The organism is Lactococcus formosensis, from assembly GCF_018403745.1.
Taxonomy (GTDB): domain Bacteria; phylum Bacillota; class Bacilli; order Lactobacillales; family Streptococcaceae; genus Lactococcus; species Lactococcus formosensis.
The window spans coordinates 1-14,026 of record NZ_BOVP01000009.1 but is presented as its reverse complement, the minus strand read 5'-3'; the positions used below and the strand labels follow the sequence as shown (position 1 = coordinate 14,026).

The following is a 14,026-nucleotide window of genomic DNA, read 5'->3' as shown; positions in this document are numbered from 1 at the left end:
AAATATGGATTTAAAAGAAACTACTGCTAAGGTACAAAATTTTATTAATACATTACGCTATCAATCGTTCGGTAGTAAACTAGAATTTTTGCGCTTTAACTCCTACCACCATGGCCGTCCTATGAGTGAAGTTCTACAAATCTATGTACAGAATCCAGAAGCTAGGCTTCTGGGTTCTTTTGATTTTTGGAAGAATTTATCTGACGAGTCAAGTGTAGAATTTGGGCAAAAATCAAGCGTCCGACTATATGATGAGCGAGATAAGACAAAAGAAGTCCTCTATGACCTCGCACAAACAACTTTAAAACATGATGCAGACCTTACTTTACTTCCTTTAAGAACAGAAATTTCCAGTGAGCTACTGTTCAATACCCTTGCATCTCTCTCCGGTGATTCTTTTACACTTGATGATTATACTTCAGATAAATATTTTGAAGAGTCACTTACAAAAATTAATAAATTTTTTGAGCCATTTCGACAAGGCTTATCAAAGTTTACGAATGAAGAAATAGACACGGCTTTAGAAATTGCCAGGTATAATCTTTTTGAAGAATTTGGTATCTATCTCAGTGAAGAAATAGAGTATAGCACTATTGAAAATAAGGTAACCAATAGCATTTCAAAATTTAGTCATGATCGGTTTCTACCTGTCTATTCTTTAGCAAATAATATTTCTAAAGAGTTAACACACCAGGTACAAAATATATACGAAGACGTTCAAATTGAACTGAATAAAATTAAGGAAAATCAGCAACACTTCAATAATCAAATGGAAGAATTGAATGTTGATATTGATTTTTCAAGCCCTTCAAAAGAGGTTATCCAGACTGAGAATATAAAGACCGTTGAAACTAGTGGAAGTACACCTCAGATTGAAGAAGATAGTTTATCGGAAGCCGATATTGAGGTCATACGTGAGCGAGAAATTACACGAGAACTAAAGCGTGGCTCAGGTATTGCAGAGGGTAAATTTCGCATTTCATATGGTTTTACATCTACACTAAGTAAGTCGGAACGTGCAAAATTACTCAAAGATGAATATGGTATTGGGGGTCATGCAAGTCCTGATGATTATTATATGAGCATGTTTAATGGAAAGGGAATTGAACTCTCTTCACGTACTCTTAACGATGAAGTACTCTATTCTTGGGCAGAGGTAGCAGATAGAATAGACCTGCTTATCAACTCTAATGAATACTTCATCAATGATGAAGCGAAACGCTATGAAGAATGGTTAGAGAAAAATATAACTCCTGTTTCTGAAATAGAAGCTGCAGAACTAGCTCCTTTACCAGGAGAGGAAGAGGGGCTACTTACTTTAGATAAAGAGTTTTTAGAGTCTGTCATAACACGTTATGAGTTTTCGGACAACTTTATAATCAAGCAAGACGATTATAGTACTGACCTTGTCAAACAGAATCTTTGGGGAGACGAGGTCGTTCTTTCACTTGATGGAGAATTAGATGTATCTGGTGCTGTAGATGAATTAACAGGAATTAATGATTTTGATAAAAAAATCCGTCAATTTTATCTTGAATTTAAGAACCAAGACCAAGAAAAAAAGATTGAAAAGCCAATAGATACCCTAAAACAAGAAACGTCCAACCTAGCTCTTTTTAATAAGCCATTTGAAGATTGGGAGGAACGAGATGAGCTTGATCCTATGGAAGATTTCATGGGTATGTTGATGTCTGGTGAGGATGAGCTTACTGTTATTGTTGATGGTACGGATGTCTGTCATTATAAAATTAGTGATAGTGAAGATGGCCAACAAGTCATACTTGAAATGACTCACGATAAGAGTCCTGATACTCGTTACCTTGTATATGAAAATGGTAAATTCATAAAAAATACTTTTGGGGATGATATACCTGATAGTCGATTAGTCAATCCAATAGGTTTAGAGGACTTGGAACAAAGGCTAGAAGAAAATAAGCTTAAACAACAAAATCGAAATTTTGAGTCAGAGCAAATACAAGAAATCTCCTTATTTGATAGCTTCGACTCTGATAAAGTGGCACCAAGTCAAGAGTCTACGGAAGTATCAACACAAACACCTGCAGCACCTTTGGCTTCCTCTAATAACACCCCTTCACAATCTAAAACCAATTTTGAGTTCCCCTTCGATACACAAAAATTGGCTTCTTTTTACCCTGGTAGTACCGAGGATAAAATTAAGGCAAATATTGAAGCCATACGACTTGTAAAACTGCTTGAGCAAGAAGGTAGAATGGCCACTCCTGCAGAACAAGAAATTCTCGCTCAATATGTGGGTTGGGGCGGTCTTGCAAACAACTTCTTTGATGAAAGCAATCCAAAATATGCAGCACTACGTGGAGAGCTAAAATCTCTAGTCACAGGTCAAGAATACAGCAATATGTTGCAATCCAGTTTAACCGCCTACTACACCAGTCCTGAAGTGATACAAGCTATATATAGTCAACTTCATGCTATCGGTTTTGACGGTGGTAGAATACTTGACCCCTCTATGGGTACTGGAAATTTCTTTGCATCGATGCCTGGTCATTTAAAAGAAAAATCTGAGTTATTTGGTGTTGAGTTGGATAATATCACTGGTTTAATTGCTCAAAATCTCCAACAAAGTGCCGATATTCAAATTAAAGGCTTCCAGGATACAAGATTTAATGACAATGCCTTAGACCTTGTCATAACCAATGTTCCTTTTGGTCAAATAATGATTGGCGACGAGAAATATTCAAGAAACTATGCCATTCATGACTACTTCATTAAAAAGTCTCTTGATCTCGTCCATGAGGGCGGTTTGGTTGCGGTTATTACCTCTACTGGAACAATGGATAAAAAGGATAACCGTTTTAGAGAAGAGCTGGCAAAACAAGCAAATTTGGTCTCTGCAGTTCGCCTGCCAAATGACGCTTTTAAAGATATTGCCGGTACAGATGTTTCAAGTGATATTTTAATCTTCCAAAAAACTAAAACCCCTGAGCTAGAGCCTACATGGCTTCATACACAGCTTATTCATGATGATAAAGGCAATAAGGTCACAGTCAATCGTTATTTCCATGAACAATCTCAATTTGTTCTTGGTCAAGTTGGTATAAAATCATTTAATGGGGGTGTGCTTACGGTTTACCGTGATTTTAAGGAAGAAGAGTATATCCCTAAACTTACTGAAGCCTTAGAATTGCAACAGGATACAAGCTATTACTCAAACAATAAATCTGAACAGATTATTGAGGGTGTCATTCTTGATGAATATTCCCTTCCTGAAACGCTTCTCTCTCAGCAAGAACCTTTCACACTCTTTGTACATCAGAAAAAGCCCTATTTCTATGATGGTAAACGTGTCACTCCTCACCGCAAACAATCAAGTGTTATGCTTAAAAAGGGGGAAACACGTAAAGGACAACTTGAACGTTATAGAAAAGTTGAAGAGAGAATATTTGATACAAAAGTAAAATATAAACCCATTTATTCTAGTCAAGGCTATTTTGATAGTTGGTCAAACTTTATCCCTATTGGTGTAGGCAGTGCATTTGACCTGAAAGATATACCTGCGAATGTGCTTGAAAAACTGGATAGCGGCATACAAACAGTGACACAAGGCGATTATAGATATACCTATACCAAAGAAGAAGAAAAAAACACCCTCAAAATTGAGGAAGTTGTCAGTCGACAATATTTTTACTCCGTTGATTATTCTCCAAAAGAAGTCGAAGCAATTGAAAAAATGATTGATCTTCGTCATTCTCTACAAGCTCTTTTGAATATCCAACATAAGCCAGATTATTCTAAAGAAGAATATGAGCAATTGAGAGTAGCGTTTAACAATAAATATGATACTTTTGTTGCGAAACATGGTTATATTTCTGACTCTAAAAATCGCCAAATTATGAGGGAAGATGACTACTATCAATTCTTAGCTTCTGTTGAAGAGGAAGCAGAGAATGAAGTAACGAAAGAGCCGATTCTCATTAAGAGTCCTGTGTTCTTTGAACCTACAATACAGCCAGAACAGGAAGCTGTTACGGTTGAAACAGCACACGATGCCTTACTTTCATCTTTGAATAGAAAAGGACAACTTGATTTTGACTATATGTCAGATATTTATGGGAAAAATATCGAGGAAATTATAGATGAATTGGGTGAAAACATTTTCTATATTGGCGATGGTGAATATGTTACTCGTGAGGACTATCTGTCTGGGGATGTAAAAACTAAACTTGCTGAAGCTCAAAACAACCAAGAGTTTAATATTGAGGACAGAGATTGGTCAGTAAATATCAATGCTCTTGAAAAAGTAATTCCAAAAGACCTTTATCTTTCTGATATTACTTATAAATACGGTTCTCGGTTTATCCCTGTTGAAATCTATGAAGAGTTCCTAAGCGACATCATGGACACACAAGCAATTGTTGCTTTTGATAAGCAAACAGATAGCTACAAGGTTAGTCTTGAAAGTCCTTATAAATTTGCGCCGACTAACACCTATGGCTTCAAAAAATATAATGGCGAAAAACTAGCATCAACCTTACTTAATCAAAGAGAAGCAAAAATATATAAGCCTGATCCAAATGATGATAGTAAGCGAGTCATTGATGAATATGCAACATCAATCATTGAAGATAAAGGAAATCTTCTCAAAGATAACTTCAAATCTTGGGTAGGCGCACATCCTGAAGTAAGTGAAAAAATTGTTGATATTTATAATGAAAAATTCAACCGTTTCGTCATTAAACACTATGACGGTCAGTCTTTAACTGTCAATGGTTTAGCTAAACAGTTCACTTTGCGCCCTCACCAAAAGAATGCAGCTATGCGTATTATTCAAGATGGAAGAGCAGGACTTGCACATGAGGTAGGGTCTGGTAAGACCTTAACCATGCTCGCATCTTGTATGAAGCTTCAAGAGCTTGGGACAATCAATAAGCCTTTATTTGTCATTCCTAAGCCCCTTATCTTGCAATTTGCAAAAGAAATTTACAAGTATTTCCCTGAAAGCAAAGTACTTGTTGCACGTACTGAAGATTTCCAAAAGGAAAATCGTAAAAAATTCATTAGCCGAATTGCAAATGGTAAATACAATGCAATAGTTATTGCAGACTCTCAGTTTGAGAAGGTTTCTATGAGTAAAGAGTACCAGGAAAACTACCTTAAAAATCAGCTATTCGAAGCACGAGAACACTTAGAAAATCTTGACAAAGAAAATAAGTTTACAGTGAAAAAAGTTGAAAAAACAATTGAGAGTCTAAAAGAACGTATTAAAAAGCTTCAGAAGAAAGATACTGATACTTTTATCAGCTTTGAAGATTTAGGCATTGATATGCTCTACGTGGACGAGGCTCATGGCTATAAAAACCTTGCGCCATTTTCTCAATTGGAAAATGTTAAAGGGATTGCGACTACACGAAGTCAGAAAGCAATGGATATGCAACAAAAAGTGCAATATCTGCAGTCTATCTACAATAACCGCCGTGTCGTATTCTCAACAGGCACACCAATGTCAAACTCTGTTGTAGAGCTTTATACGATGACAAAATTTGTTGCGCCTGACATTCTTGAACAGTTTGATGTTTCAAGTTTTGATACCTGGGTAAGTAGCTTTGGTATTATTGAAAACAACTTTGAATTAACCGCTGCGGGAGCATTCAAAGTCAATCGTCGCTTTACAAAATTTGGTAATGTGCCTGAATTGATGAATACTTTCCGAAGTACCTGGGATGTTCAAACACAAGATATGCTTAATTTGCCTGTTCCTGAAGCACAAGTTATCTCACATGAAAGTGAAGTAACTGAAGCTCAAAGTAGATACATTGAGAGTCTACTTGATCGAGCAGCAGCAATCGAAGCAGGAGCTGTTAAACCTTTTGAGGACAACATGCTTAAGATTGTCGGAGAGAGTAAGAAAATCGCTCTTGATATGCGTATATTGGACGACCAAAGGTATTCAAGTAGCGACTCTGATAAGATAAATCAAGTCGTAGATAATGCGACGAAAGTTTACTTTGAAAATCAAGAGAATAGCGGTACACAGCTTATCTTCTGTGACCAATCTGTCCCCCTGAAGTATAGAAATAGTCAAAGTAGAAACAGAGATGATTCTATCAATCATTTCTCAGCTTATGATGAAATCAAAAATCTTCTCATCAAGAATGGTATTCCTGAAAAAGAAATAGCTTTTATCCATGAAGCTACGGATAAGACGAAGGAAGCCTTAATGAAGGATATGCGAACTGGGAACAAGCGAATTCTTCTAGGGAGTACCACTAAAGCTGGTACAGGTTTAAATATTCAAGACAAGCTCATTGCTGTACACCATATTGACCTTCCTTGGCGTCCCTCAGACCTTACACAGCGTAACGGTCGTATTATTCGACAAGGTAATGAGAACGATAAAGTTCAAGTTCACTACTACATCACAAAAGGCTCAATGGATGCTTACCTCTGGCAAACCTTAGAAAATAAAGCTAAGGTCATTAACCAAATCATGCTTGGCGATACGAAGATACGTGAAATGGAAGAATTAACAAGCGACCAGATCAATATGTCTAAGTTTAAAGCAATCGCAGAAGCTGACCCTGTAAGACAAGAGTACATGGAAACAGAGATGAAACTTCAAACCCTAGAACGTTCGAGAGAACGCTTTTTTGATAGTCAAATCTCTAATCTGAAGCGTGTCAAAAAAGAAAAAGAGCAGTTGCCACTTTTTGAAAACCGTCTAATAGCGACTCAGTCAGATATAAATACTGTTCAAGAAAATAAAGATAATCCTTTTGCGATCACTATTTTCTATAAAGAGAATAAGCGTACATTTACTGAAGAGGATAAAAAATCCGACGTGGGGGAATTTTTTGCTAAACAAATCAGAAATAATACGCTTGCCTACAATGTCGCAAAAGCAATGGGTACTTCAGATAAAAAAATCACACATATTGCGAATTATCGTAATTTCCAAATCTTACACAATCCAGGACTTGGGGATGGTAATGAAAATGAGCGCATCATCATTAAAGGAGAAGCACAATACTCCACGTGGGTAAATCCTCAAGCCCCAACTGGTATTATCACTCGAATTGACAACTTCTTAGAAGAAGGACTTGTCCGTGACTACTCACGTACTGAAGAAGAGGTCGAGAAAATTAAGTCCTCAATTTCTTATATTGAATCCAATCAAGATTCTACTTTCTCAAAAGAAGAAGAATATCAAGAAGTAAAAGCGAGATGTGAGGAACTTCGAGACAGTTTAGAGCATAATAAAGAGCTGAAAAATCAAGAAAAAGAGAATGAAAAATCTCTTAGTATATAAAAGGAGAAAGAAAATGCCTTATATTTGGGTTGAAGAAGAACCAAAAAATGAAGATGGTTTAAAAGACCTTCATGTTCCAACTTATACAAGTGACGGTTCTGAGTTTCATCATATTTCTGGTATTGCAGACAGTAATCATATTCAACTACTGAAAGAATTTGAAAAAATGGATATAGATAAAAATAAAATACTCATTATCATTGATCCGCAATTCTTTGGTTATCGAAACAGCTTAAAAAATTTATCTTGTAAAGTACAAATAATGGGTAAAGATAATTCAATCATCGAGCATAAAAAAGTAAAAGTTAAACATCCTTTCCCAAATAAACTGTATGCAAGGTCTGTGCTATTTAAAGGGAGCAAACAGTTTAATTTTGGGCAAGTATTTGAAATCAATTCAATAAAAGAATTAGAAAATATATCCCATATTGAAATTGAATGGATAGCTTCAGAGATTTCAAATTACACATTCAAAGATGGAGAAAAATCAACCCCTATCCATACAGTAGCAACGAAAACTACCATTTTACCACAGTTTACTTTATCTTCTGTACGTCCAACAGCAGATAGTTACGATGACAAAGGAAGAATTATTGAGGAAAAATTTAAACATGAATATATTGATGAAAAGCAACCTCGTTGGTATTTCCTAAAAGTTGCTGAAGAAATGTATGAAGGTGATATTGATTATGACGTTCAAAGTTTTGTTGAGGATGATGGGGTAATGTTGCTTAAAACAAGAAATATCCAAGAGCAGTTATTACCTGACAACTCGTTTTTTATGCATTAATGAAAATGTTGCTACAAATACGAGACTATTTTAGTTACTCATCAATACATAATAACAATACATGAAAGGAAAAATATGTCAGAAGATAAACATGATGCACGTAAGCAGCTCGAAATTAATGCCAAGAAAAAAGACATCATGGCAGTTGCCCAAGCCTTTGGTATGACAGTTAACAAAGCAGGAAACAGTTATCAAGGTGAATTTCAAGGGCATAACACCTTTACAATTTATCCTGGTACAAATAGTTTTCTTTGGCATGGAAAAGGACTGAACAACAAAATGAGCGTTGTTGATTTAGTTTCTGTTTTGAAGTTTGGTGCGACAACAAAAGAAGAAATTGACGCTGCTTTTCCAAAAAGTGTCGTCGAACTCAATCGAGTAGAACTTGCGGAATTTGTTCCTGGTAAAATACCTGAACAAAAAACATTCAAATATTTTTATGAAGAAAGTCCAAACATGGAACTTGCAATTGGTTATCTTGAATCAAGAGGAATTTCAAGAGAAACCATTGACTACTTCATTAACTTAGATATGATTGCCCAAGCGGAGTGGCGCACTGAGCTTGACGATGGCACATACTTTTACGAACCAGTTGTTATCTTTAAAAATTTAGATAACAAAGGTCGTGTAATTGGTGGAAGTGCGCAAGGAATCGAAGTGCACCCTGAAATACCAGGACACACACATAAGAGCGGACACTTGAAACGTGTCCTGACAAATTCTGGAAGCAACAGCGGACTAAAAGTTACAATAGGAACGCCCAAAAATGTAGTTCCTATCGAAGCCCCAATTGATCTATTGTCTTATTTTGATTTGAACAAAGATAAATTACAAGACACCACCTTGGTTGCTGCAGATGGATATAAACCTGATGCTTATTGGAAAGCAATGGCAGAAGTTATGGTATCCTCTCCACTCATTTCAGAAAAAATTCTTAATGATAAAGAGTGGGGTGTAAAACATTTAATGGAACACCCTGATCAACTTCATTTCAATTATCAATCGTTTATTTCTCTAAGTGATGAAAAGACCGGACAATTTATTTTTGCTTTTGATGATGATGAACAAGGACAATCTTTTATAGAAAAATTCAAAAAAGACAACCCTGATGTCATTCAAAAAGTCAGAGTTGAAGTGCCAACTCAGGGAAAAGATTGGAACGAACAACTCCAAAATCAAAAGAAAAAGACCGAACCCTCGGTATCTGATTTAGGATTTGTTGAGCCACCGTTTGAAGAAGAGCAATCCTTCACTTCTCCTGAAGAGACTTACCCTGAACCACCACACAAACAGGAATTTGAAAATTACAGCCAAACAAAGTTTGTAAAAATTTATGCATCTAAAGTTGATAGCAAAGGACAATACAACAAGGTTGCACAAATTTTTGAATTAGATAAGCTCACTAATATTTCAGATTTGAAAACCGATTTAAGTGGTCGAGTTACTTTAGATGTTGTTGGTGTATTAACTATAGATGATAAAAAAGTTGACTTTCAAGAAGCAAAATACAGTATTGACAAGCACCTCAAAAACAATCGTTTTGTTCTCTCTTATAACTTTGCAAAAGAAAATATTCTTCGTCCGAGTAAAGAAGAAATTCAAAAATATAATAAGCAAAAGGGAAAGTTTAAAACGTTCAACACAAAAGAAACTTCTAAACAACATCCTACACCAAATGAAAATAATAAAAATTATGCAAACAGCACATCCTCTAAAGCAACAAATGTGAAAGAAGATTACTCGAAATCTCTTCGAGAAGCACTCACAGCTCGTGATGCGAAATCTGTAAATGCAGCTCTTAGCCATGATGTATTAAACTATAAATCCTCTGAAAAGTTCAGAGATTTTTTAAATGTTCTATCTTCAATGCCTGACCTCAGTGAAAAAAATATACGTCTAGTTTTAGCACAAAATCCTCAAGCAAAGTATGTAAAAGAATTTAATACCTGGTCAAATGATTTTCATAGAAAAATTAAATATCAATCTAAAGCAATCAAAATCTTTGTCCCTTCTCCTCAACCACAATGGGATAAAAACGAGAACATGAAATTAGATGAGAACAAGCAACCTTTATTATCCAAAAGTAAAGAACAGCTTGTATCTGTCTTTGACATCAGTCAAACAGAAAATTTCTCTCATTCAAAAAATTTAGATAAAGATATACTGCCAGAAATTTCTCCAAAAATTTCTCGAGAAAAAGCAATAAGAATTTTCCAAGAACTCTCCAAACTTTCTCAAATTGCAATACATTTTACACCTGTACCTTTTGAAAAAGATGACAAATCTATTCATTTTGAACATTCTTGGTACTCAAAAGAAAGAGAAGTGCTATACATTCAAAAAGGACTTTCTCCTGAAAAAGCACTCCAAGCATTGGTTCAAGAATTAGCTTATCAAAAATATTTTGAACCCTCACTCTCTCCTGAATTACAAAAACTTGAAGTCTTATCCATGTCTTATGTCATGTTACGACAAGTAGGATTAGAAACAGATTTAGATATTCAAAGTTTAACTTCCTCACTAAATGCTGACCAAATCACACAAACATTTGAACATCTACAAGCGAATGCTGAAGGTTTTTCTGAAGAATACAAACAACTCTTTCAGTCAAAAGTTAAGACAAAAAATAAAACAATGACGACCAAAGACAAGATGGAAAAGTTAAGTTTCAAAGAAAGAATGACTATGGCTAAACAATCTCACAACGATCAAGTCAAGGAAAAATCATCTTCAAAAAAAGTTCAGGGAGTGCAACAAGCCAAAGTGATGTAAAACAAAGTGAGCTTGCTGCGCTCCATGCAAATCATTAGAAAAGGAGAAATCAGTGAACCAAGAATTAAACATTGCTTATATTTTTTCGTGCATCATGGATGATAAAAATGATTTAACCTTACCTGTTGCAAGTAAAAAAATAAAAAGTTTCCTCACTAAAAGTCAAGAAAACATTGATAAATCTGAACGTGAGGAATGGGAAAAAGTTGAAAATGAATTAATCGAAATGGATATTGATACTTTTGAAAACTGGAAAAAAATTGCTGTAAGCACATTTAGAAATAAACAGAAAAATAATTAAGAATAAAACAGGGGCTTGGGGATTTCCCCAAATCAATATAAAGGTCAAGATAGGTCAGAGTTGCAGTTGTGCAATTCTGATTTATCCTGAACTTTTATTTTTTCGCAAGTGTGTACACACTTGCTATGCCCGCAAGAGCTACGCTCTTCCCTTGGGGGTTGGTTTTGACTGGGTTTTTATTCCCTTGCTTTATTCAAAATTATTTAAGAAGAGAGGAACTCTATTAATGAAAAAAGCTGATAGGACACGTAAAAAGAATATTCATTTTATGACAACTCCTGAAGAAAAAAAGCTCCTATTGCAAAATATGGAGAAAGCAGGTTATAAGACATTAGGAAGTTACTTACTTCGCATGGGCTTGAATGGTTATGTGGTCAATATAAACTTTTCTGAAATGAAATCGACATTAGCTGAGTTAGGTGCTGTTCGTTCGGAGTTAAATAAGATTGGGAATAATATTAACCAAGTCGCAAAACACGTAAACCAAAGTCACGAGATCGATGTTATGGATTTCTATCTTTTGGAAGAAGAAATGAAAGCTATGAGGAAACAAATGGAAAAAGTTGAAAAACAAATTATTACTGAGTTCAATAAAAAATTAAATACTTTGGAGGAGAACTGATGGTTGTTGTTCCTTTTCCAAAACAAATTAAATCCGAAAAAGCTCTAAAAAGTGCTGTTAAATATATTTTAAATCCTCAAAAAACTGAGGAACAAATCTTAACCAGTGGATACCATATTGGTAACTTGAATTATGCGGATGTTGAGATGGGCTACACAAGATTACTTGCACGTAAGATGGTCGGACGACAAAATAAACAAGTTTTAGCGCATCACCTGGTACAATCTTTTCGTCCTGAAGATGGACTCTCTGCAGAGGAAATTCATAAGATAGGAAAAGAATGGGTCGAGCAATTAACTGGTGGGAAACATGAATATATTATTGCAACACACATTGATAAAGACCATATTCATAACCACATTATTTTTAATGCGACTTCGAATGTTGACTTCAAAAATTTTCGATGGCAAAAAAACACATTACAAGTTGCACGTGAACTCTCTGATAAAATTTCACTTAAGCACGGTGCTATCCAAGAAAATGTGTTACCTTATCAAAAGTCCTATCACTCTTATCAAAAGTACCTTGCAAAAAATCCTGTGCGTCCAGAGTTGAAAAGTCGATTGAACTTTTTATTAAAGCACTCTTTGAGTCTAGAAGATTTTAAGCAGAAAGCATTAGCATTAAATGTGGCTGTCGACTTTTCTGGGAAGTATACGACTTACACTCTCAAAGATTTTGAGCAAAAGCGTCCTGTCCGTGATAGCTCTTTAATTTCAAAAAAAGACCAAGCAAAGATGGACGCCCACCCAGAAAAAAGAATTTTCTCAAAAGAAAATATCGAAAAGCGATGTCTCCAAAATCAAAACAAGAACATCAAAGCCTTTTCAAAAAATGAAATTTATTCCGAATACCAAAAACAACAAGCCTGGTACAAAGAAAACAACAACATCAAATTAGTCTTAGAAGAATGGCAAGTGGATCAAGAAGTCGATACAGGGATTTATATTTTTGTACAAGCAGGACATCGTGAAGGGACAATAAAAATCCCTCATACTGCAGTTGACAGAAATGAAGATGGAAAACTTGAAATTCATTTGAACAGCTATTCTAAATTTACTTTTATGGATGCAAAATATCCTGCGGAAAGTAAAATTTTATGGGGACATCAAGTCATCTCTCAGCTTTCCCACGAAACCGATAATGTACCAATATATAATAGCAAGGCAATGAATAACGTGCATAATCTTTTTGACGCTATGAATTTACTTGCACGACATGGCGTTTCTGGTCGTGAGTCATTCAATCATTTGGGCGAAGATTTCATTGCAGAGATGAGAGAAATTGAAGGCTCTCTAGAAAAACTAGATAACCTTATTCAAGAAAAATCAGATCACGTTAAATTCAATACGCACGATAAAGTTCAGGTTGAGCAACTTAAAAATCTTCAAACGGAGCGAAAAGAATTGCAAGAAGCCTACTCTAAAATCACAGATGACTTAGAACTTTATGACAATATTCAAAACTTTAGCCAAGTACAAGATAAAGAACGCACAGAAGAAAGGAAGGTAACACCTCATGCAAAACGATGAAATTGAACGTCGACGCCAAAGAGAAAATTTTTATGAAAAAGACTATGCGAGTATTCCTCGTGAACAGCTTTTTGATTTCTTAAATGAAAAAGTAGCATTCTCTTTTTCTCAAACACAAGCCGTGGGGTTCCCTTATTGGGAATATCAGGCACTACATGAAAAAGGGTATTGTTTGGGTCAACTTGTCTTTAAAGAGTGGGGACAAAAAATGAGTTTAGTAACTTACTTTGATTTGTCCTCTGGTTTTTTTGGCAATGGTAAGTTTATAACTTTTAGAAATTCGGCTTCTCAATATATGCCAAAGTATGGACATATTGATTTATCTGAAGCAGAAATTGGTAATGTTTTTATACTGCAGCTTAACCAAAAAGAAAGAGGTTCTTCCTTTATAGAAGAAATATGGAAAATCCCTGAAGGAGAAAATATCGGAAAATTATTAGAAAAAATTCTTTCAGAAAAAATTTAGTAAGAGTCTTTCATATAGATAAAAATTATTGATAGTACGTAAACAAAAAAGCAACTGTAGACCCTCTTTGGGTTTGCGGTTGCTTTTTTTATAGGTATATTAATCTTCTATTTCTTCTTCATATAATGCTATGATTGATGACACTTCCATTCCATAAATTTCATCATAGTATTCTCTAACTGGTTCTGTTGCAAAGTTTTAAATCTACTATCAAATAAGGTAGAATAATAGAAAAAGATAGCAGGAGGAATGACGATG

At 35.1% G+C, this 14,026-nt stretch carries 7 protein-coding genes; all 7 read left to right on the top strand.

All coding sequences use genetic code 11. The annotated features are described in order from the left end of the window. Positions 1-4: 4 nt before the first annotated feature. The gene (locus KJS37_RS09230; protein ID WP_213497035.1) at positions 5-7,285 is read left to right on the top strand and encodes a helicase-like domain-containing protein; all 7,281 of its coding nucleotides are present in this window, start codon (positions 5-7) and stop codon (positions 7,283-7,285) included. Positions 7,286-7,298: 13 nt separating this feature from the next. Beyond that, positions 7,299-8,075 (top strand): hypothetical protein, encoded by a 777-nt coding sequence (locus KJS37_RS09225; protein WP_213497033.1) that lies wholly within the window; start codon positions 7,299-7,301, stop codon positions 8,073-8,075. 306 nt (positions 8,076-8,381) lie between these two features. Next, on the top strand, positions 8,382-10,847 hold the full coding sequence (locus KJS37_RS09220) for a toprim domain-containing protein (RefSeq protein WP_213497031.1): 2,466 nt from the start codon (positions 8,382-8,384) through the stop codon (positions 10,845-10,847). Between the two features lie 52 nt (positions 10,848-10,899). Further along, on the top strand, positions 10,900-11,148 hold the full coding sequence (locus KJS37_RS09215; RefSeq protein WP_213497029.1) for a hypothetical protein: 249 nt from the start codon (positions 10,900-10,902) through the stop codon (positions 11,146-11,148). 226 nt (positions 11,149-11,374) lie between these two features. Next, positions 11,375-11,770 (top strand): plasmid mobilization protein, encoded by a 396-nt coding sequence (locus KJS37_RS09210; RefSeq protein ID WP_213497027.1) that lies wholly within the window; start codon positions 11,375-11,377, stop codon positions 11,768-11,770. Next, positions 11,770-13,302: a relaxase/mobilization nuclease domain-containing protein gene (locus tag KJS37_RS09205; RefSeq protein ID WP_213497025.1), complete on the top strand. Its 1,533-nt coding sequence runs from the start codon at positions 11,770-11,772 to the stop codon at positions 13,300-13,302. The genes KJS37_RS09210 and KJS37_RS09205 overlap by 1 nt, the downstream gene beginning before the upstream one ends. After that, positions 13,289-13,768, top strand: a complete 480-nt coding sequence (locus KJS37_RS09200) for a hypothetical protein (RefSeq protein WP_213497023.1) — start codon at positions 13,289-13,291, stop codon at positions 13,766-13,768. Before KJS37_RS09205 ends, KJS37_RS09200 begins: the two co-directional genes overlap by 14 nt. The last annotated feature ends 258 nt before the right edge of the window (positions 13,769-14,026 follow it).

Excerpts from the sequence above, each read along its gene's own strand:
- KJS37_RS09230 (WP_213497035.1), top strand. The coding sequence starts at position 5 with ATGGATTTAAAAGAAACTACTGCTAAGGTACAAAATTTTATTAATACA.
- KJS37_RS09225 (WP_213497033.1), top strand. The coding sequence starts at position 7,299 with ATGCCTTATATTTGGGTTGAAGAAGAACCAAAAAATGAAGATGGTTTA.
- KJS37_RS09210 (WP_213497027.1), top strand. The coding sequence starts at position 11,375 with ATGAAAAAAGCTGATAGGACACGTAAAAAGAATATTCATTTTATGACA.
- KJS37_RS09205 (WP_213497025.1), top strand. The coding sequence starts at position 11,770 with ATGGTTGTTGTTCCTTTTCCAAAACAAATTAAATCCGAAAAAGCTCTA.
- KJS37_RS09200 (WP_213497023.1), top strand. The coding sequence starts at position 13,289 with ATGCAAAACGATGAAATTGAACGTCGACGCCAAAGAGAAAATTTTTAT.